19 protein-coding genes, 1 rRNA gene and 1 pseudogene are annotated in these 20,047 nt (G+C 72.3%); 16 read left to right on the top strand and 5 right to left on the bottom strand.

Annotated features, from left to right (window positions below; translation table 11 throughout):
• The 9 genes from rrf to AC067U_RS23155 form a co-directional block, all read left to right on the top strand.
• Positions 1-75: ribosomal RNA gene (rrf, locus tag AC067U_RS23195) — 5S ribosomal RNA — on the top strand; the annotation flags it as partial.
• A gap of 72 nt (positions 76-147) precedes the next feature.
• Positions 148-801, top strand: coding sequence for an HAD family hydrolase (locus AC067U_RS23190; RefSeq protein ID WP_478831627.1), 654 nt, complete (start codon positions 148-150; stop codon positions 799-801).
• Between the two features lie 51 nt (positions 802-852).
• On the top strand, positions 853-2,082 hold the full coding sequence (locus AC067U_RS23185) for an MFS transporter (protein ID WP_478831657.1): 1,230 nt from the start codon (positions 853-855) through the stop codon (positions 2,080-2,082).
• Positions 2,033-3,202, top strand: coding sequence for an acetoin utilization protein AcuC (locus AC067U_RS23180; protein ID WP_478831626.1), 1,170 nt, complete (start codon positions 2,033-2,035; stop codon positions 3,200-3,202). Before AC067U_RS23185 ends, AC067U_RS23180 begins: the two co-directional genes overlap by 50 nt.
• Positions 3,203-3,327: 125 nt before the next feature.
• Positions 3,328-4,140: a phosphatase gene (locus AC067U_RS23175; protein ID WP_478831625.1), complete on the top strand. Its 813-nt coding sequence runs from the start codon at positions 3,328-3,330 to the stop codon at positions 4,138-4,140.
• 141 nt (positions 4,141-4,281) lie between these two features.
• Positions 4,282-4,494, top strand: coding sequence for a helix-turn-helix domain-containing protein (locus AC067U_RS23170; protein WP_365117787.1), 213 nt, complete (start codon positions 4,282-4,284; stop codon positions 4,492-4,494).
• A gap of 121 nt (positions 4,495-4,615) precedes the next feature.
• Positions 4,616-4,714 carry a 30S ribosomal protein bS22 gene (locus AC067U_RS23165; protein WP_003948845.1) on the top strand — a complete coding sequence of 33 codons (99 nt, stop codon included), beginning with the start codon at positions 4,616-4,618 and terminating at the stop codon, positions 4,712-4,714.
• Between the two features lie 92 nt (positions 4,715-4,806).
• On the top strand, positions 4,807-5,931 hold the full coding sequence (locus AC067U_RS23160; protein WP_478831624.1) for an NAD-dependent epimerase/dehydratase family protein: 1,125 nt from the start codon (positions 4,807-4,809) through the stop codon (positions 5,929-5,931).
• Positions 5,931-6,935, top strand: coding sequence for a lysophospholipid acyltransferase family protein (locus AC067U_RS23155; RefSeq protein WP_478831623.1), 1,005 nt, complete (start codon positions 5,931-5,933; stop codon positions 6,933-6,935). The genes AC067U_RS23160 and AC067U_RS23155 overlap by 1 nt, the downstream gene beginning before the upstream one ends.
• Before the next feature lie 158 nt (positions 6,936-7,093).
• Here the strand turns inward: AC067U_RS23155 and AC067U_RS23150 are convergent, their stop codons facing one another.
• From AC067U_RS23150 to AC067U_RS23140, 3 genes are all read right to left on the bottom strand, one after another.
• Positions 7,094-8,302: a DUF5667 domain-containing protein gene (locus AC067U_RS23150; protein WP_478831622.1), complete on the bottom strand. Its 1,209-nt coding sequence runs from the start codon at positions 8,300-8,302 to the stop codon at positions 7,094-7,096.
• 196 nt (positions 8,303-8,498) lie between these two features.
• Positions 8,499-9,311, bottom strand: coding sequence for an ECF subfamily RNA polymerase sigma factor, BldN family (locus tag AC067U_RS23145; RefSeq protein ID WP_478831621.1), 813 nt, complete (start codon positions 9,309-9,311; stop codon positions 8,499-8,501).
• A gap of 308 nt (positions 9,312-9,619) precedes the next feature.
• Complete coding sequence (locus tag AC067U_RS23140; protein ID WP_478831620.1) at positions 9,620-10,570, bottom strand: HAD family hydrolase; 951 nt, start codon at positions 10,568-10,570, stop codon at positions 9,620-9,622.
• A 127-nt stretch (positions 10,571-10,697) separates the two neighbouring features.
• Between AC067U_RS23140 and AC067U_RS23135 the strand changes: the two genes are divergently transcribed.
• The 7 genes from AC067U_RS23135 to AC067U_RS23105 all read left to right on the top strand — a co-directional run bounded on the left by AC067U_RS23135 (position 10,698) and on the right by AC067U_RS23105 (position 19,450).
• The gene (locus AC067U_RS23135; protein WP_478831619.1) at positions 10,698-10,976 is read left to right on the top strand and encodes a glutaredoxin family protein; all 279 of its coding nucleotides are present in this window, start codon (positions 10,698-10,700) and stop codon (positions 10,974-10,976) included.
• Between the two features lie 274 nt (positions 10,977-11,250).
• Entirely contained in the window at positions 11,251-12,093 is an 843-nt protein-coding gene (locus AC067U_RS23130) for a redox-sensing transcriptional repressor Rex (protein ID WP_478831618.1), read from the top strand.
• Positions 12,090-13,811 carry a glutamyl-tRNA reductase gene (locus AC067U_RS23125; RefSeq protein ID WP_478831617.1) on the top strand — a complete coding sequence of 574 codons (1,722 nt, stop codon included), beginning with the start codon at positions 12,090-12,092 and terminating at the stop codon, positions 13,809-13,811. The genes AC067U_RS23130 and AC067U_RS23125 overlap by 4 nt, the downstream gene beginning before the upstream one ends.
• Positions 13,808-14,776, top strand: a complete 969-nt coding sequence (gene hemC / locus AC067U_RS23120; RefSeq protein WP_478831616.1) for a hydroxymethylbilane synthase — start codon at positions 13,808-13,810, stop codon at positions 14,774-14,776. The genes AC067U_RS23125 and hemC overlap by 4 nt, the downstream gene beginning before the upstream one ends.
• On the top strand, positions 14,773-16,440 hold the full coding sequence (locus AC067U_RS23115; protein ID WP_478831615.1) for a bifunctional uroporphyrinogen-III C-methyltransferase/uroporphyrinogen-III synthase: 1,668 nt from the start codon (positions 14,773-14,775) through the stop codon (positions 16,438-16,440). The genes hemC and AC067U_RS23115 overlap by 4 nt, the downstream gene beginning before the upstream one ends.
• 169 nt (positions 16,441-16,609) lie before the next feature.
• Positions 16,610-17,647: an alpha/beta fold hydrolase gene (locus AC067U_RS23110; RefSeq protein WP_478831614.1), complete on the top strand. Its 1,038-nt coding sequence runs from the start codon at positions 16,610-16,612 to the stop codon at positions 17,645-17,647.
• 141 nt (positions 17,648-17,788) lie between these two features.
• A complete protein-coding gene (locus AC067U_RS23105; protein WP_478831613.1) occupies positions 17,789-19,450 on the top strand; it encodes an FG-GAP repeat domain-containing protein in 1,662 nt (553 codons plus the stop codon).
• 1 nt (position 19,451) lies between these two features.
• Here the strand turns inward: AC067U_RS23105 and AC067U_RS23100 are convergent, their stop codons facing one another.
• Both AC067U_RS23100 and AC067U_RS23095 read right to left on the bottom strand, forming a co-directional pair.
• On the bottom strand, positions 19,452-19,736 hold the full coding sequence (locus AC067U_RS23100; RefSeq protein WP_478831656.1) for a DUF397 domain-containing protein: 285 nt from the start codon (positions 19,734-19,736) through the stop codon (positions 19,452-19,454).
• A gap of 45 nt (positions 19,737-19,781) precedes the next feature.
• Positions 19,782-19,946: pseudogene (locus AC067U_RS23095) on the bottom strand (helix-turn-helix domain-containing protein); the annotation flags it as partial.
• Between the last annotated feature and the right edge of the window lie 101 nt (positions 19,947-20,047).

Here is a 20,047-nt window from a genome sequence, read left to right as displayed (position 1 = left end):
AACCCGGAAGCTAAGCCTTTCAGCGCCGATGGTACTGCAGGGGGGACCCTGTGGGAGAGTAGGACGCCGCCGAACAATCATTGCGGGAAGCCCCGGACCTTATGGTCCGGGGCTTTTCTGCGTTCAGGGTCCGTTTAGGGTCAGGGCATGGAATATGAGCTGGTCATCTTCGACAACGACGGTGTGCTCGTGGACAGCGAGCCGGTCGCCAACAGCATCCTCGCCGGCTACCTGACCGAACTGGGGCATCCGACGTCCTACGAGGACTCCCTGCGCGACTACATGGGATCCGCGGTGCACCGGGTGCACGACCTCGTGTACGAGCGGTACGGGCAGCGGCTGCCCGAGGAGTTCGACGAGACGCTCCTGGCGCGGACGCTCGCCGCGTTCGAGCGGGAGTTGGAGGCCGTGGCCGGGATCGAGGACGTGCTCGCCGGGCTGCGAGGGGCCGGCCTGCCGTACTGCGTGGCCTCCTCGTCCGGGCACGCGCGGATCCGGGCCGGGCACCGGGCCGCCGGGCTGAGCCAGTGGTTCGAGGACCGGATCCTCTTCAGTGCCGAGGACGTGGGCAAGGGGAAGCCCGCGCCGGACCTGTTCCTGCACGCCGCACGGGAGATGGGCGTGGAGCCGGCCCGGTGCGTGGTCGTCGAGGACAGCCCGCTCGGGGTGCGGGCCGCCCTCGCGGCCGGGATGGACGTCTACGGGTACACCGCGATGACCGGGCCCGCGAAACTCGCCGGGTCCACCGGGCTGTTCGGAGAGATGAAGGAACTTCTCGGTCTGATCTCTACCCACCGGTAGTCACCGGCCCTACGCTGTGCCGCCATGACCATGGCCATGACCACCACGGAGATGCGGCGCGGGCGCGGGGCGCTCGGGTTCAGCTTCTTCGTGCAAGGGGTCACCTTCGCCCTGCTCGTCACCCGGATCCCGGCCATCCAGGACCGGTACGGGATATCCGACGGGCTGCTGCCGCTCTTCCTGGCCGCCGTGCCCGTCCTGGCGGGCGTCTCCAGCGTGGTGACGGAACGGGTGGTGAAACGGGTGCCGCCCAGCGCCGTCCTGCGCTGGTCGCAGCCGGTGGTGCTGCTCGCGCTCCTCGGTGTCGGGGCCGGGAGCGAGCTCTGGCACGTGGCCGTGGCACTCGGCGCCTTCGGGCTGGCCGTCGGCGCGCTGGACGCGTCCATGAACATGCTCGGGGTCAGCCTGCAGCGGGCCTACGGGCGGAGCATCATGCTCGGCTTCCACGCCGCCTACAGCCTGGGCGGGATCGTCGGCGCCTCCGCCGCCTGGCTCGGGGCGCACTGGCACCTGGGGCTGGGGGTGTCCTACCTGCCGGCCGTGGCGCTGCTGCTGCCCCTGGCGGCCGCGGGGAGCCGGTTCTACGTCGACCAGGACGCGGCGGCCGGATCCCCGTCCGCGGCCGATGCCGCCGGCGGTACCGGGGCGGTGAAGTTCGCGCTGCTGTGGCCGCTGTGTCTGGTGATGGCCTGCGCGTACATCGGGGACTCGACGGTGGCGAACTGGAGCGCCAAGTACCTGCAGGACATGCTCGGGAGTTCCGAGCAGCTGGCCACCGTTCCGTACAACGTCTACATGGTGACCACGCTGCTGGGGCGCGCCGTCGGGGACCTCGGGGTGCGGCGCTTCGGGGCCGCGGGCGTCGTGCGGGGCGGGACGCTGGTCGCGGCCGGCGGGTTCGCCGTGGTGGCGGTCGCGCCCGGGGCCTGGGTGGGGATGGCCGGGTTCACGCTCCTCGGGTTCGGGCTGTGCGTGATCGTGCCGCAGACCTTCGCCGCCGCCGGGCGGCTCGCTTTCGAGAATTACGGCCCCGGGTCTTCCGACAGCGCGATCGCCCGGCTGAACATCTTCAACTACGTGGGCTTCCTCGTGGGTTCGCCGCTGGTCGGGGCGCTCGGTGACGCCTGGAGCTACCGCGGGGCCATGCTGGTGCCGATGCTCCTCGTCCTGGTGACCCTGCTCCAGGCCCGCTCGTTCGGCACCGCGGAAGGCGCCCGCTACGGTGGCGGGCATGAGCGGGCGCGGATTGCTGATGTGGGACGAGGCGGTCACGGGGTATGACTTCGGGCCGAGCCACCCGATGGACCCGGTGCGGCTGGCACTGACCATGGGACTGGTCCGGGCCTTCGGGCTGGACCGGGAGATCGAGGTGCGGGCCGCCAGGGCTGCCGGGGACTCCACCCTGCGGCTGGTCCACCGCGAGGACTACGTGGCCGCCGTACGCGCGGTCTCGGCCGATCCCGGTTCTGCGGACGGCTCGTACGGGCTCGGGACGCTCGACGACCCCGCGTTCGCCGGGATGCACGAGGCGTCCGCGCTGATCGCCGGGCAGTCCGTCGCTGGGGCGGAGGCCGTCTGGCGGGGCGAGGCCGGGCACGCGGTGAACTTCGCCGGCGGCCTGCACCACGCCATGCCGGGCGGGGCCGCCGGGTTCTGCGTCTACAACGACGCCTCCGTCGCCATCGCGCGGCTGCTGGAGCTGGGCGCCGAGCGGGTCGCGTACGTGGACGTGGACGTGCACCACGGCGACGGCGTGCAGGCCGCGTTCTGGGACGACCCCCGGGTGCTGACCGTCTCCCTGCACGAGCACCCGCGCACGCTGTTCCCGCAGACCGGCTGGCCGGAGGAGACCGGCGGGCCGGCCGCCGAAGGCGGCGCGGTCAACGTGGCCCTGCCGGCCGGGACCGGTGACGAGGGCTGGCTGCGGGCCTTCCACGCCACCGTGCCGGAGCTGCTCGCCGACTTCCGGCCGCAGGTGCTGGTGACCCAGCACGGGGCCGACACGCACTTCGAGGACCCGCTCGCGCACCTCGCGGTGTCGCTGGACGCGCAGCGGGCCGTACAGGAGGCCTGCCACGCCCTGGCGCACGAGTACGCGGACGGGCGCTGGCTGGCGCTCGGGGGCGGCGGGTACGCCGTGGTGGACGTCGTACCGCGGTCGTGGACGCATCTGGTGGCGATCGCCGCGCACCGGCCGGTGGATCCCGGGGCGATGGTGCCGGACTCCTGGCGGGACGAGGTGTACGCGCGGACCCGGCAGTCGGCCCCGCTCCGGATGACGGACGGCCGGAGCCCCGAGTGGCGGGACTGGGAGGCCGGGTACGACCCGGCGGACCGGCTCGACCAGGCGGTGCTGGCGACCCGGCGGGCGGTGTTCCCGCTGCGCGGCCTGCTGGTCTGAGAGCCGGCACCCCAGCCGTGGCCCGTTCACCTGACGGCCCGTCCGGTAAAGGCGTTGTTAGGCCAACTGTGGGGCTGTTCCCGGGAATTGGTGTTCGCCGGAGCGGGCTGCGGCAGCATCGGAGGGTGTTGAGCACCGGCGCCCTGCGTGCGCATCTGCTGGCGGCCCGGCTGGCCGGGCCCGTGGCCACGTCCCGGGAGGAGAGCCTGCGGAGCTACCGGCTGTTCGCGGCCCGGGACCCGAGGGTGCTGCTGGGGCTGGACCCGGAGGACTGGGCGGTGCCCGACGTGTTGCGCCTGATGGCGGACAAGTGCGGGGTATCGGCGAACCCGTTGCAGGTGAGCGGACCGGACGTGATCGATCCGGAGCGGACCCTGGACCGGCTGGAGGCCTTTGCGGCGCGGCTGCGGGGGGCGGTCGAGACGCGGGCACCCGTGTTGTTCGGCACGGGTCATCCGCACCGTCTCCTGGCGTTCTACGCCAGTTTGGCCGGGGCGCTGTCGGCGGCGGGCTGCGCCGTGCTCACTCCGGCGCAGGGGTGCGGGGTCGACGTGGCGACGAGGTTCGGCGTACGCACCCACACCCTCGACTACGTACGGGGGGTCGCCATGGTGCGGGAGCCCGGCGCGCGAGCGCGCGGGGATACCACCGGCGCACACTCCCATTCGCCGCTGCCGGTGAGGGTGGCGCTGGGGGCGCTCGCGGAGGCCGGCGGGCCGCTGCCGGAGCTGGTGGTGGGGGACCACGGGTGGGTCTGCGGGGCAGGTCAGCTGGGTATCGATGCCATCGGGCTGGCCGATACGGATGATCCGGCGCTGTTCGTCGGCGAGGCCGAGGGGACGGTGGCGGTGGCGGTTCCGCTGGATGATGCGGTGCGATCGGACTACTACCTGCCGTTGATCCGGTATGTACTCGATCGGGCGCGTCTGTCCGGGTAGCGGAGGGGGGACCTCGGTGGCTGCAACACCTCTTCCCCACTCGCACCACCCGCCCCTAGTCTGGGGAGTGAGCGTGCGACGACGTGGAGTAACCGGAGGGGAAGCCGGTGCCCCGTCATGCGCGGAAGGTCAAGGTGTGTCATGGCTGCAGGCGAGAGGAAGCCTCTCAGCGAGGTTCAGTTCCTGACCGTGGCGGAGGTCGCCTCGGTGATGCGAGTGTCGAAGATGACCGTGTACCGCCTGGTGCACAACGGCCATCTGCCCGCCATCCGGGTGGGCCGGTCCTTCCGGGTCCCCGAGAACGCGGTTCACGAATACCTACGCGAGTCCTATGTGGGGGTGGAGTCAGCCTGAGAGCGGACTCCCGATGGCCCTCGGATTACTAGCAGGATGCTCTGGGCGGTATCGTAGGCCGACGTAGGTCGTGTGGGCCCAACGCCCCGCACCGAGTGAATCGAAGTGAGCGAGGGTAGTCGTGGGCTCTGTTATCAAGAAGCGGCGCAAGCGGATGGCCAAGAAGAAGCACCGCAAGCTGCTCAAGCGCACCCGCGTTCAGCGCCGTAACAAGAAGTAAGCGGCAGCTGTACGTGTTCTCCGCAGCCCCTCCACCATCATGGTGGGGGGGCTGCGGTGTCATCGGGTGCGGATCGAGGGAGGCGCGGGGCTGTGGGGAAGGTCGTGCTGGTGACCGGGGCTGCCCGGCAGCTGGGAGCCCGTTTCGTCCGCCGGGTGCAGAGGGACCCCGGGGTGGAGCGGGTGATCGCGGTGGACTCGGTGCGGCCGCCGTACCGGCTGGGTGCCGCCGAGTTCGTCCGTACGGACATCAGACAGTCGGCCATCGCCCGGGTCCTCGCGGAGCACGCGGTGGACACGGTGGTCCACCTGGCGGTCACCGGGGGGAGCGCCGGGGCGGGCGGCGGGACGCGCAGCACCGTCAAGGAGACCAACGTCATCGGCACCATGCAGCTGCTGGGGGCGTGCCAGAAGTCGCCCACCGTACGGCGGCTGGTGGTGAAGTCGAGCACCGCCGTGTACGGGGGCACGGCCCGGGACCCGGCGGTGTTCCCGGAGACCGCGCAGCCGAAGGCGCTGCCGTCGGGCGGTTTCGCGAAGGACGCCGCCGAGGTCGAGGGCTATGTGCGGGGTTTCGCGCGGCGCCGACCGGACGTGGCGGTGTGCGTGCTGCGGTTCGCGAACATCCTTGGTCCGTTCGCGGACTCGCCGCTGGCGGAGTACTTCTCGATGCCGGTGCTGCCGACGGTCCTGGGCTACGACCCGCGGCTGCAGTTCGTGCACGAGGACGACGTCCTGGACGTGCTGGCCCTGGCGGCACAGGAGCCCCGCCGGGGCACGCTGAACAGCGGGACCTTCAACATCGCCGGTGACGGCGTGCTGCTGCTTTCGCAGTGCTCGCGGCGGCTGGGACGGCCCACCGTGCCGCTGCTGCTGCCGGCCGTCACCTGGGTGGGGTCGGCGTTGCGGGCGGTGGGGGTGACGGAGTTCTCCCCGGAGCAGATCCGGCTGATGACCCACGGGCGGGTCGTGGAGACCGCGCAGATGCGGGAGGTGCTGGGGTTCGAACCGCTCTACACCACCGCCGAGGCGTTCGCGGACTTCGCGCGGAGCCGTGGGAGCGGGCTGCTGCCGCCGGAGCTGATGGGGCGGGCGGTGGACGGGGTGGCCCGGCTGCTGGACGTGCAGGCGGGCCGTACGGGCGCCAGGGGCGCGGCGGGCGACGCGGAGGACGTGTACGCCGGCTACGGCGCGGACGACGAGGGAGCGAACCGATAGTGGCGGACGCCAAGGTCATTCCGTTCGACGAGGACCGGCCCCGCCGGCGGGTGCGGGTGGTACCGGAGCCGGCGGTCTCGCCGGAGGCGGCGGGTCCGGGGCCGGCCCCCGCGGAACAGCCGGCAGGCGCCGCGGAGACGGCGCAGGCCGGTGCGGCCGCCCGGGGCGACTGGGACCGCCGGATCGCGGGCGGGCTGGCCTTCCTGCGGCGGCGGATCACCGGCGACTACGAGGTCGACGAGTTCGGGTACGACAAGGAGCTCACCGACCAGGTCCTGATGTCGCTGCTGCGGCCGCTGTACGACGGGTACTTCCGGGTCGAGGTCAAGGGCATCGAGAACATCCCGGCCGAGGGCGGCGCGCTGATCGTGGCGAACCACTCCGGGACGCTGCCGCTGGACGGGCTGATGCTGCAGGTGGCGGTGCACGACCGGCACCCGGCACAGCGCCACCTTCGGCTGCTGGCCGCGGACCTCGTCTTCATGCTGCCGGTGGTCAACGAGCTGGCCCGCAAGGCGGGGCACACCCTGGCGTGCGCGGAGGACGCGCAGCGGCTGCTGGAGGCCGGGGAGTTGGTCGGGGTGATGCCGGAGGGCTTCAAGGGGATAGGGAAGCCGTTCGGCGAGCGGTACAAGCTGCAGCGCTTCGGGCGGGGCGGCTTCGTGTCCACGGCGCTGCGGGCGGGGACGCCGATCGTGCCCTGTTCGATCGTCGGGGCCGAGGAGATCTACCCGATGATCGGCAACGCGAAGACGCTGGCGCGGCTGCTGGGGGTTCCGTACTTCCCGATCACGCCGACGTTCCCGTGGCTGGGCCCGCTGGGGGCGGTGCCGCTGCCGACGAAGTGGACGATCCAGTTCGGGGAGCCGATCCCGACGGACGGGTACGCACCGGAGGCGGCGGAGGACCCCATGCTGATGTTCAACCTCACGGACCAGGTGCGGGAGCAGATCCAGCACACCCTCTACAAGCTGCTGGTGCAGCGGCGGTCCGTGTTCTTCTGAGTCGTGTTCTGAACCCGTGTTGTCCTGAACCGTGCTGTTAGGACCCGTCTTGTCCTGACCCGTTCTGCTCTGGCTCGTTTTGTTCGGGGTCGGTGTGGGTCGTTTTCTGACATGCCGATGGGGCGGACCGCCACACGCGGTCCGCCCCATCGGTGTGCTCAGCCCGCGTCCTCCTGGTTGATGCCCAGGCCAGGGAGCAGGCCGGGGATCAGCGGCGGGAGGGTGATGTCCGGGTTCGCCTCCGTGGAGGGGGCGGCCGGGGACGGGCTGGTCTGCTCGGCGGGCGGCTTGAGCAGGTCGCCGGTGCCGGGCAGCAGGCCGGGCTTCGAGCCCGGGGTCCGGCCGGCCGACGGTGCCGCCGGTGCCGGGGTGCCGCCGCCTGGCTTGGCAGCGGGCGCGCCGGACGGCGTACGGCCGGTGCTGTGGCCTGGCCTGGGCTGGCCGGCCGAGGGGGCGGTGCCGCCGCGGGTCTGCTCGGGAGGCTTCGGGAGCAGGCTCTGCAGCGGTTCCACGTCGTCCTCTATGGCCTGGAAGACCGTGGAGACCTCGTCGCCCACATCGGTGAGCTGGGGCGGGAGGTTCGACCGGAGCTTGGTCCAGCCGTCCCGGTGCGAGCGGGAGAAGGAGGTCAGGTCCTGGATCGGGCCGATCTCTCCGTCCCGTTCGTAGGCCGACTGGAGCAGCCGGTGGGCCTCCGCCGCGTCGTGCCTGACGCCGGCGAGGGCACGCCGGATCTCGCCGAGCGACTCGTGGTCCAGGTCGCCGGCCTTGCCGCGCTCCATCAGCCGACGGGCCTCGGAGAGCCGGGTGGAGGCCTGGTCGAGGTAGAGCCTGCCCTTGTCGGCGTCGTCGTCGGCCATGCCGAGTTTGAGGTCCTCCATGCCCAGTTTCACGGGGTAGAGGGAGTCACCCGGCAGGGCGTTGGTACTGGCAGCGGCCACTCCGCCGAAGGCCCCCGCGGCCACACCCACGGTGAGGCCTCCCGCTGCGATGCCCTTGGACCAGCGGGAGCGCGGTCGCAATTTCCGGAGCGGGGTCGCCCGGTGGGCGCCCCGCGCGGTCCGCTGTTCGGGCACCTGAGGGTCCGAGGCGGCACCGCCCCCGGCCCTCTCCTCCATCACCATGGCCTCCATGGCGGCAACGAGCTGGGCTCGCTGCACCACTTTGACGTCGGCGTCCATCTGCGGGCGCGGCAGTTCGCCGAGCGCACTCGCCAGGGCCAACAGCCGGTCGTGGTCGGCAGGTTCGGCAGGTGCCTCGGACTGCTCGGCCGCCGGCTCGGGATCCGAAAGGTCGGACTCTGTCCGATCCTCCAGGGCCTGGGCGAAGGCGTTCGCCCGCCGGTGGGGAGAAACGTTCGCGATCACTGGCGGCACCTCCTCTCGTCATGACGATCGACTCCCCAGGGTGTCCGGATGGTTGCCTTCCCTCCGCGCGTCCACCCTTTCGGGTGAGCGGCTTCGGGCATGGCGTGTCCACAGGGAGCCTGCATTCCGCACAACGAGCGGCGCGGCACTTGGGTTACGGACGAAGGATGATCGGACCACAGCCGCATGACGGAACTCAGCGGGCGTCGTCCGGAAGGAGCCGGGCCAGGGTCCGGACCGCCCGGTACTGAAGGGTCTTGATGGCGCCCTCGTTCTTCCCCATCACCCGGGCCGTCTCGGCGACCGAGAGGCCCTGCAGGAAGCGCAGGGTCACGCATTCCTGCTGCTGCGGATTGAGCTTCCGTACGGCCTCCAGCAGGGCCGCGTTGGAGAGGGACTCCAGTACGGAGTCCTCGGGGGACCGTTCCACCTCGTTCGCGTCCAGCATTTCGCCGGTGGTCACTTCCAGGCGGAAGCGGCTGGACTTGAAGTGGTCCGCGACCAGGTTGCGCGCGATCGTGACCAGCCAGGCGCCGAAGTCGCGGCCCTGCCAGGTGAAGGTGGAGATCCTGCGCAGGGCGCGCAGGAAGGTCTCGCTGGTGAGGTCCTCCGCGGTGGCCTTGCCGCCGACCCGGTAGTAGATGTAGCGGTACACCGTGTCGCTGTACTGGTCGTAGAGCCGGCCGAAGGCCTCGGCCTCGCCGGCCTGGGCGCGTTCGACCAGTTCCATCATGCGCGCGCTGTCGCTGTCCGCGGTGGGGCGGCGGGCGGCCTGGGTGCCCGTGCCGCCGGAGGTGCTCGCGGTGGTGCTCGTACGACCGCGTCTGCCCACCGTCGCCCCGCCGTCGGTCAGGGCATAGCAGGGCCCGGCCGGGCCGAGGCCGGCGGGGACCGCGGTGGCGAAGGCGGGGACCGGGTACGCGGTGGGGACGAACCGGCGCAGGTGGTCCAGGACCGTTGCGCGCAGCGTAGCCAGGCCCGAGGCGTCAACCCCGACAGGTGGGTACACGGGACTCCCAGAGGCAGAGCTTCCATCACGTGCAGTGCGTGACCGTTCACCCGTCGTGGCGACAGATGGGCGGTGGCATGCGTCTGAGGAGAATAACGCTTCGTACAGGCAGCACTACACCCAGTTGCGAAAACAATCGCTTCCGACACTTCTGTTGCGTGTCGAGGGCATATTCGGTCGCAGGCGGTGATCGATTGGTGATCGAAATCGCACCCGGAATGGATGCTTCCACGGCCTGTTGTGGCCGAGTCGGGCATGCCGGAGTGCCGTCCGGCAAGGCCGGGTAGGGCTGCGGGAATGCGCCTGGGCTACCGGCGGCGGCGGTGCAGCGCGATCGCGGCGGCCGCGCCGCCCGCCAGTGCGCCGACCCCGGCGGCGGCCGGTACGCCGACCTTCACGGCCTTGCGACCGGTCCGGTAGTCGCGCAGCCGCCAGTCGTTCGCCCGGGCATGCTTGCGCAGTTTTGTGTCGGGATTGATCGCGTACGGGTGCCCGACCAGCGACAGCATCGGAATGTCGTTGTGCGAATCGCTGTACGCCGCGCAGCGCGAGAGGTCCAGCCCCTCGGCGGCGGCCAGCGCGCGCACCGCCTCGGCCTTGGCCGGGCCGTGCAGCGGCTCGCCGACCAGGCGGCCGGTGTAGACCCCGTCGAGGGACTCGGCGACGGTGCCCAGGGCTCCGGTCAGGCCGAGCCGCCGGGCGATGATCGTGGCGGTCTCCACGGGTGCGGCGGTGACCAGCCAGACCTTCTGGCCGGCGTCCAGGTGGGCCTGGGCCAGGGCGCGGGTGCCGGGCCAGATGCGCTCCGCCATGTACTCGTCGTAGATCTCCTCGCCGATCGCCATCAGGTCGGACACCTGGTGGCCCTTGACGATGGAGAGGGCGCTGTCGCGGGCGTCCTGCATGTGTTCGGGGTCCTCGACCCCGGCCAGCCGGAACCAGGCCTGCTGCCAGGCGAAGCGGGCGAGCTCGCGGCGCTGGAAGAACTCCCGCTTGTAGAGGCCGCGGCCGAAGTGGAAGATCGCGGCGCCCTGCATGACGGTGTTGTCGAGGTCGAAGAAGGCGGCGGCGAGGTCGTCGCCGGCGACCGGGAAATCCTCCGGCGCGGTCTCCGCGGCCGCTTCCGCGATGCTTTCGACGGCCTCCGGTTCCGCGGCCTGCGCGGTCTTCCGGGCGGCCTCGGCCGAGGCTTCGCCCGCGAGCACGCTGCGCGCGGTCGCCGAACGCCTGCGAGGGGTGAGCCATCCGAGAGCGGCCATGACGCGAGCATAGCCACTGTGTTCGGTCCACCCCGAACCGCGGGGAAACGGCTGTGTGAACTTCTCGGTCGGGGCCCGTGGCCGAGAGGGGCGCGGCCGGTGCGGGGCGGCGCGGGAGAATGGGGGCATGAGCCCTTTGCTGCGCCGCAAGGAAAAGAAGAGTCCCCGTGAGCGGATGGTCACGCTCATCGGGAAGCCGGGCTGCCACCTCTGTGACGACGCCCAGGAAGTGATCGAGAAGGTGTGCGCCGAAACGGGCGCACAGTGGGAAAAAAAGGATATTTCGCAGGACGAGGAGCTCTACCGCTCGTACTGGGAGCAGATCCCGGTGGTGCTGGTGGACGGCGAACAGCACACCTTCTGGCGGGTGAACCCGGACCGGCTGCGGCGGGCGTTGGAGGGCTGATCCCTTCGGGCGCTACCATTCGTGGGCGATTTGCGGGGACTCGGGGGCATAGCGTTGAGGAGAGTGTGCGGTTTTGCCCCCTTCGGGATTTGAACGGGTTCGGCGTGTGCCGGGTTCCGCCCTTCGGCACCCGGACCGCGTGACCCCGATCACTTTGCTCGGACAAAGCGGACACAATCTTTGTGCACGCGTTCACAAAGGCATAGCCTGCTTTCGACGGGGCGGTCCTGGGACAAGGTGCCGCCTGCAGCCCCGCTCATCCCGCAGGAGCATCGTGGCAACTGGCCGAAATCACCGACCGGCGACCCGCAGCCGAGGCATCCCCGAGGCCACCGTCGCCCGGCTCCCGCTGTATCTGCGGGCCCTCACCGCGCTCTCCGAGCGATCGGTCCCCACGGTGTCCTCGGAGGAGCTCGCCGCGGCCGCCGGAGTGAACTCCGCGAAGCTGCGCAAGGACTTCTCGTACCTCGGCTCCTACGGCACCCGCGGCGTCGGCTACGACGTCGAATACCTCGTCTACCAGATCTCCCGCGAGCTGGGCCTGACCCAGGACTGGCCGGTCGTCATCGTCGGCATCGGTAACCTCGGCGCCGCCCTCGCGAACTACGGCGGCTTCGCCTCGCGCGGCTTCCGCGTCGCGGCACTGATCGACGCGGACCCGGCGATGGCCGGGAAGCCGGTGGCCGGCATGCCCGTCCAGCACACCGACGAGCTGGAGAAGATCATCGAGGACCAGGGCGTCTCGATCGGTGTCATCGCGACTCCGGCGGGCGCCGCGCAGCAGGTCTGCGACCGGCTGGTCGCCGCGGGCGTGACCTCCATCCTGAACTTCGCGCCGACCGTGCTCTCCGTGCCGGAGGGCGTGGACGTGCGGAAGGTCGACCTGTCCATCGAGCTGCAGATCCTGGCGTTCCACGAGCAGCGGAAGGCCGGGGAGGAAGCGGCGAGCGGTGCCGCGGGCGCGTCCCCGGCCGCGGCTGCCGGCGGTCCGGCCGCCGGAGACACGGGCGCCTCGGGTGCGCCCGGCGCCGGTGCCCCCGTGCCGCCGACGGCGCGCGGCGCCGTGCAGCGCAAGGGCGGCCCCGAGGGAGACGTCCCGGCGGTGATGCCGGCATGAGCCTGCTCGTCGTAGGACTGAGCCACCGCAGCGCGCCCGTGAGCGTGCTGGAGCGGGCCGCGCTGACCGCGGACGCCAAGGTGAAGCTGCTGCACGACACCCTCGCCGCGGAGCCGGCGACCGAGGCGGCGGTGCTCGCCACGTGCAACCGGATCGAGCTGTACGCGGACGTGGACAAGTTCCACGCCGGTGTGGCCGAGCTGTCCACGCTGCTCGCGCTGCACAGCGGGGTGGCGCTGGAGGAGCTCACCCCGTACCTGTACGTGCACTACGAGGACCGTGCCGTGCACCACCTGTTCTCGGTGGCGTGCGGACTGGACTCGATGGTGGTCGGCGAGGGACAGATCCTCGGCCAGATCAAGGACGCGCTGGCGCTGTCGCAGGAGCTGCACACCGCCGGGCGCCTGATGAACGACCTGTTCCAGCAGGCGCTGCGGGTCGGCAAGCGGGCGCACAGCGAGACCGGGATCGACCGGGCCGGGCAGTCGCTGGTGACCTTCGGCCTGGAGCAGCTGGCGCTGCCCGGCGGGGAGCCGGTGGAGAAGTGGGCCGCGGGCAAGCGGGCGCTGGTCATCGGTGCCGGGTCGATGTCCTCGCTGGCCGCGGCGACGCTGGCACGCGTGGGCGTGGGCGAGATCGTCGTGGCGAACCGGACCGTGGCCCGGGCGGAGCGGCTCGCGGAGATCCTCTCCGAGTCGGGCGCACGGGCGCGGGTCGTGGCGATGGGTGAGGTCGCCGACGAGCTGACACGAGTCGACGTGGTGGTCTCCTGCACCGGCGCGACCGGGCTGGTGCTCACCGCCGACGACGTGCAGGACGCGGTGGGCTGCCCTGCGGGCGCCTCCCTCCCCGCTCAGCCGCTTCCCGACGCGCCCGGTCACGCGGCCGCGCCGCGCGGGGGAGCCGCGCCCCTGGACCCGGCTGCGCAGGCGGCGGCCGGGCTCGTGGGTGCCGAGGTCATCGCCCGGCTCGCGCAGGCAGCCGAGAAGCTCGGGCGGATCGCCGACGGCGGGGCCGCCCGGACGCTCGTCCCCGTCGAGGAGCCGGAAGCGTGTCCGGTCGGACTGGACACGCCCGCCGCCGGGCGGGCCGCGCTCACCGGCGTGGACGCGAACTCGCTGGAGCTGCACGGCGCCTGGGCCGACCAGGGCGAGGCCGTGGCGCAGCGGCAGCCCAAGCGGGCCGGCCGGGCGGCGGTCGACGGCGCGGTGCCGGTACGCCTGGCGCTGCTCGACCTCGCCATGCCCAGGGACATCGACGCGGCCGTGCACCGCATCCCCGGGGTGCGCCTGGTCGACATCGAGAGCCTGGCGGAAGCCAGCGCGGACGCGCCGATGGCTGCCGATGTGGACGCCGTGCGTGGGATCGTGGCGGATGAGGTGGCGGCTTTCGGCGCCGCACAGCGTGCCGCGCACATCACGCCCACAGTGGTCGCACTGCGGGCGATGGCCGCCGAGGTCGTCACCGCCGAGGTGGCGCGCCTCAACGGCCGGCTCCCCGAACTGGACGACCGGCAGCGGGCCGAGATGACCCAGACCGTACGCAGGGTCGTCGACAAGCTGCTGCACGCGCCCACGGTGCGGGTGAAACAGCTCGCCAGCGAACCCGGCGGCGCCGGTTACGCGGACGCGCTGCGCGAACTCTTCGACCTCGACCCGCAGACGGTTGCCTCCGTCAGCCGGGCCGACCAGACCGATGACTCAGGACGGGCATCATGAACACACGTCTCGACCAGCCGCTCCGGCTCGGCACGCGGCGCAGCAAGCTGGCCATGTCCCAGTCCGGGCACGTCGCCGAGGCCGTACGCGGGATCACCGGCCGCCCGGTGGAGCTCGTGGAGATCACCACGTACGGCGACGTCTCGCGCGAGCACCTCGCGCAGATCGGCGGCACGGGTGTCTTCGTGACGGCGCTGCGCGACGCGCTGCTGCGCGGCGAGGTCGACTTCGCCGTGCACTCGCTGAAGGACCTGCCGACCGCCCAGCCCGAGGAGCTCGTGATCGCGGCCATGCCGCCGCGCGAGGACGCCCGGGACGCCCTGGTGGCCCGGGACGGCCTGACCTTCGAGCAGCTCCCGGACGGGGCCCGGGTCGGTACCGGTTCGCCGCGCCGCATGGCGCAGCTGAACGCCTACGCCCGCAACCTCGGCAAGACCATCGAAACCGTGCCGATCCGGGGCAACGTAGACACCCGTATCGGATTCGTGCACGCCGGTGAGCTGGACGCCGTCGTCCTGGCCGCCGCCGGTCTGAACCGGATCGGACGCGCGGACGAGGCGACCGACTTCCTCTCCGTCGACCACGTACTGCCCGCTCCCGGCCAGGGGGCGCTGGCGGTCGAGTGCCTCGCGTCCAACGCGGAGCTCATCGCTTCCCTCGGCAAGCTCGACGACCCGCACACCCGGGCCGCCGTGACCGCCGAGCGGTCCCTTCTCGCCGCCCTCGAGGCCGGCTGCAGCGCACCCGTGGGCGCGTTCGCCGACCTCCTGGCCGACGGGCAGGCTGTCAACGAAATGCGCCTGCGCGGCGTCGTCGGAACCCTCGACGGCTCGACGCTGGTGCAGCTGTCCACCACCGGTCCCGTGCCCCAGTCGTACGACGAGGCGATGGCGCTCGGCCGCGAACTCGCGGACGAGATGCTGGCCAAGGGCGCGGCCGGTCTGATGGGGGAGCGATCGCTTTGAACCCCTCAAGTCCCAGCCCTTCCGCGTTTCCGGCTGTCGCCGCCCACGGGCACGTCACCTTCCTCGGTGCCGGCCCCGGTGACCCGGGCCTGCTCACGCTGCGCGCCGTCGAGGCCCTGGCGGCCGCGGACGTACTGATCGCGGAGCCCGAGGTGCTCGACGTCGTACGGACGCATGCGCGCGTGGGAGTGGACACGCCGCAGCTGACGGTGGCTGACGAGGTGTCAGCAGCCGCCGGGGTCCCGGTGATCCGGGACGCGGCCAATCTTGTCATGGAGGCTGCGCGCTCCGGCAGGCGGGTCGTCCGTGCGGTGACCGGCGACCCCGGCCTGGACGGCAGCGCCACCGACGAGATGCTCGCCTGCGCGGGCGAGGGCATCCCCTTCGAGGTGGTGCCCGGGGTCGCGACGGCGGTGGGTGTCCCGGCGTACGCCGGTGTGCCGCTGCGCGACAAGGCCGGTGCGGACGTCCGCTTCGTGGACGCGCGCACGGCCACCGCCCGGTGCTGGATCGAGGCGGGCAGCAGCGACGGCACCCTCGTGGTGTCGGCGACCCTGGAGACGGTGGCGGCGGCCGCCGCGGAGCTGGTGACCTCCGGGCGGAAGCCCGACACCCCGCTCACGGTGACCGTGGCCGGCACGACGACCCGGCAGCGGACCTGGAGCGCCACGCTCGGGACCATCGCGCAGGTGTTCAAGCAGGGCAAGGTGCTCCCGTCGCCCGAGGGCGCCCGGCCGGTCATAGCCGTGGTCGGCGAGCACGGGGCGGCCGCGCGCCGCGAGGACCTGTCGTGGTTCGAGTCGAAGCCGCTGTTCGGCTGGCGGGTGCTCGTGCCGCGGACCAAGGAGCAGGCGGCCTCGCTCTCCGACCAGCTGCGTTCCTACGGCGCGGTGCCGCACGAGGTGCCGACCATCGCCGTGGAGCCGCCGCGCACCCCGCAGCAGATGGAGCGCGCGGTGAAGGGCCTGGTGACGGGCCGGTACGAGTGGATCGCCTTCACCTCGGTCAACGCCGTGAAGGCGGTGCGGGAGAAGTTCGAGGAGTACGGGCTCGACGCGCGTGCCTTCGCGGGCATCAAGGTCGCGGCCGTCGGCGAGCAGACCGCGGCGGCGCTGGTGGAGTTCGGTGTGAAGCCGGACCTGGTGCCCAGCGGCGAGCAGTCCGCGGCCGGGCTGCTGGAGGACTGGCCGCCCTACGACCCGGTCTTCGACCCGATCGACCGCGTCTTCCTGCCGCGTGCCGACATCGCGACGGAGACGCTGGTCGCGGGCCTGATAGAGCTGGGCTGGGAGGTCGACGACGTCACGGCCTACCGGACCGTGCGGGCCTCGCCGCCGCCGGCGGACACCCGTGAGGCGATCAAGGGCGGCGGCTTCGACGCCGTTCTCTTCACGTCCTCCTCGACGGTGCGGAACCTGGTCGGCATCGCGGGCAAGCCGCACAACGTGACGGTGATCGCGTGCATCGGCCCGGCCACGGCGAAGACGGCGGAGGAGCACGGCCTGCGGGTCGACGTGCTCTCGCCGGAGCCGTCGGTCTCGAAGCTGGCCGAGGCCCTCGCCGAGTACGGCGCGGCCCGCCGCGAGGCGGCGAAGGCGGCCGGCGAGACGGTGGCCCGCCCGAGCGAGCGCCGTCCGGGTGCGCGCAGGCGTCGTACGACGTGAGCGGGTTAGGCCGGCACCGGACCGGCAGAACGGGTGGAGGGCCCGGGCGCTTCGGCGCCCGGGCCCTCACGCGTACGAGGGCGGGGCCGCCGGGCCGGGCACCCCGGGCACGCCCTGGGGCGGGGGAGCGGGAGAGGCGGGAGGCGGCCGCCCGGCCGAGACTGGAGGCATGCGGGCGGAGCGCGGGGCCCCGGCGGTGGGGAAGAAACCTGCGGGGGCGGTCAGGGCGCGCCGGGGCCCGGCCGGCCGGCGGCGGCTGCCGACGGCTGCCGTCGCCGTCGCCACCGTGATCGCCGGGGTTGCCGTGACCGCCGGGGTCACCGTCGGCCGGGCCCCGGCCGACGCCGCCGACGGAGCGGAGCCGGCACCCGTGGCCACGGCCTCCCCGGGGGACTCCGTTCGCCCGGTGAGCATCGGCGGCGGCCGCCGCGTGTACCTGGAGTGCCGCGGCACCGGATCCCCGACCGTGGTCCTGGTGTCCGGCACGGGAGGCGCCGCGGACGAGTGGACCCACCTGTCCGATCCCGGCGATCCCAAGGCCGCGCCGAAGCCGAGTACCTCGGCGGTCCTGCCGCGGATCGCCTCGTTCACGCGGGTGTGCGCCTACGACCGGCCCGGCACCACGCGGGCGGACGGATCGCCGACCCCTTCGACCCCGGTCCGGCAGCCCACTTCGGCACGGGCGGGCGCCCAGGATCTGCGGGCGGCGCTCGCCGCGGCCGGTGAGCACGGGCCGTACGTGCTGGTCGGCGCCTCGTGGGGAGCGATGATCACCGGCCTGTTCGCCCGCACCGACGCCCCTAAGGTGGCCGGCCTGGTCACCGTCGACGGAGCCTCCGTGCACCTGCGCGACACCCTGGCACCGGCGCAGTGGTCGGCCTGGATGCGCAAGATCGAGGCCATGGGCTCGAACGACGGCGCCGAGGTGCCCGACTACGAGACCGCCGTCCGTGAGATCCGCACCGCACCCCCGCTGCGGCACCCGCCGCCCGCCGTCGTGCTCACCTCCGACCGGCCGTGGGACCTGGAGGTCGGACACGGCGGATCGACCTGGCCCGGATGGCTGGCCGCCCAGCAGCGCCTCGCCGCCGAACTCCACGCCCGCCAGGTGGAGGACACCCGCAGCGGACACGGCATCGCCGTCGAGCAGCCCCACCTGGTCTCGGAGGCCGTGCGGGAGGTCGTCGACCGGGCACGCGGCCGCTGACCCGCGGGCCGATCTGGCAGCGCTAAGCGGAATCGTTTTTTCCACCCGGGAAAAGGTTGTACGGCGAACCACTTCTGTCTCGGTCGCCCCGTCAGTAGTGTCCGACTGATCGCCGTCCCACCAGCCCCAGTCAAGGACCACATGTTCTCGTCCGCGCGCCGCCGGCCCCTGCGCCGGCTCGCGGTCTGCGCCGCCGCCCTCGCCCTCTCCGCCACCGGTCTCACCACGGTCGCCACCACCCCGGCCGTGGCCGCGGGGACCGGAAAGACCCGACTCGACATCGACGGCGACGGGTGGACCGAGTACGTCTACCGGACCCCCTCCGGCCACGGCTTCTGGTGGTCGAACAAGACGCTCGCCTGGCAGGACTACCGGTTCCACGGCGAGCCGCAGACGCGCCCCATGGACGTCATCACGCTGGGCAACGTGCGCGGCGACTGGCGGCCCGAGCTGCTCCAGCTCACCCACGACGGCAGGCTGTCCCTGCACACCGCGACCACCACCGGGACGCAGGCCCCGACCTGGACGGGCAGCGGCTGGCAGATCTACAACCGGGTCACCGCCACCGGCGACCTGACCGGGGACGGCCGCCCCGACGTACTCGCCCGCACCTTCGCCGGCGACCTCTACCTCTACCGGGCCACCGGCAGCGCCACCGGCGAGCCCTTCGCCTCCCGGGTGAAGATCGGCCCCGGCTGGCAGATCTACGACCAGCTGCTCGGCGCCGGCGACCTGGACCGGGACGGCAAGGGAGACCTGCTGGCCCGCGACCGGACCGGCAAGCTCTACTACTACAAGGGGAGCGGATCCGCCGCCGCCCCCTTCGCGGCCCGCAAGCTCGTGGGCAGCGGCTGGAACATCTACACCAAGCTCGTCGCGGAGGGCGACAAGGACTACGGCCCCGAGGACGACATCCTGGCCTTCGCCGACCGGACCGCCCGCCCCTACGAGTACGCCTCCAAGGGCAACGGCGCCTTCTACCCCCGCGAGGAGTGGCACGAGAACTGGTACTCCGCCGCCCTCGTGGTCGGCCAGGCCACCACGCCCGTGTACGGCAAGACCGGCGTCACCGGCGTGGACGCCGAGGGCCGGATCTGGACGCACTACAACCGCACCGACGGCTTCGACCCGTCCTACGACCACCCCGAAGACGGCGCGCCCGTGCTGCCGCAGGGCTCTCGCCTGGTCGTCGCGACCGGCGTGGACGGCACCGGCCTGGCCACCGCGTACGCCTTCCGCAACGGCACCCTGACGCACCTCACCAAGAAGACGAACGTCACCGGGGACTTCGCCTCGACGAACCTGGTCGCCGGCCCCGGCGACCTCACCGGCGACGGCAAGGGCGACCTCCTCACCCGCGACACCACCGGCAAGCTGTGGCTGCGCGCGGGCCGCGGCGACGGCCTGGGCTTCAACGCCCCGACCGCCGTCGGCACCGGCTGGCAGGGCTACACGGCCGTGACCGGTGGCGGCGACATCACCGGCGACGGCCGCCCCGACCTGGTCGCCAAGGACGGCAGCGGCAACCTCTACCTCTACCCCGGCACGGGCAGCGCGGCCCAGCCGTTCGGGGCACGGCAGTGGGTCGGCGGCGGCTGGAACACCTACAACGCCATCGCCGTGGTGGGCGACCAGAGCGGTGACGGCCGGGCCGACCTCGTCGGCCGCGACAGCGCCGGGACGATGTACGTCTACCGGGGCACGGGCGGCTCCGGCACCGCCGCCTTCGCCGCCCGCCAGAACATCGGCAAGGGCTGGAACACCTACGGCGAGGCGTGGAAGGCGTACTCCCAGATCGGCTGAGCTAGCGGCGGACCCAGCGGGTGAGGCCGGCCCAGGCGGCGGGGGCGAGGGCGAGGACCGGGCCGTGCGGGACCTTGGAGTCCCGCACGTGGACGGTGTCGGCGCAGGGGCAGGAGGCGACCTCGACGCACTGGCCGCCTTCGTCGCCGCTGTGGGATGACTTCCGCCAGGCGACGGCCACTTCCAGGCACTGACCGCCCTCACTGCCGCTGTAGCTGGACTTGACCCACAGAACGATGGCCTGGGCCTCGCACTCGACGTACTCCTCGGCCCAGGCCGGTGCCATGTCCACCTGAGGCATTCGTGTCGCTGCGATCGCCAGGACGCCCGGTAAGCCGAGAACACGGTCCAGGTTCTCTGCGATATCGGGCATGAGGGCGCGTCGGCCCTGCTCGATCGAAGCGAGCGTTTCGGGGTCCAGGCCCAGTTCCTCGGCGAGGGCACGCTGAGTCATTCCTTTGGCAGCGCGACCGGCGGCGACTTGTTCACCGACCATCTTCATAGCCGTCGAGTTGGGGCGCGTCCGTTTCCGTGGTGGCATGGACCGAACCTCCCCGCTCACGACCGGGTGACACCCGTACCGACCCGTACTCATCG

This window comes from Streptomyces sp. NPDC043853 (assembly GCF_056436025.1).
Note: the sequence above shows the minus strand (reverse complement) of the source record. Positions and strands in the feature narration are given on the sequence as shown.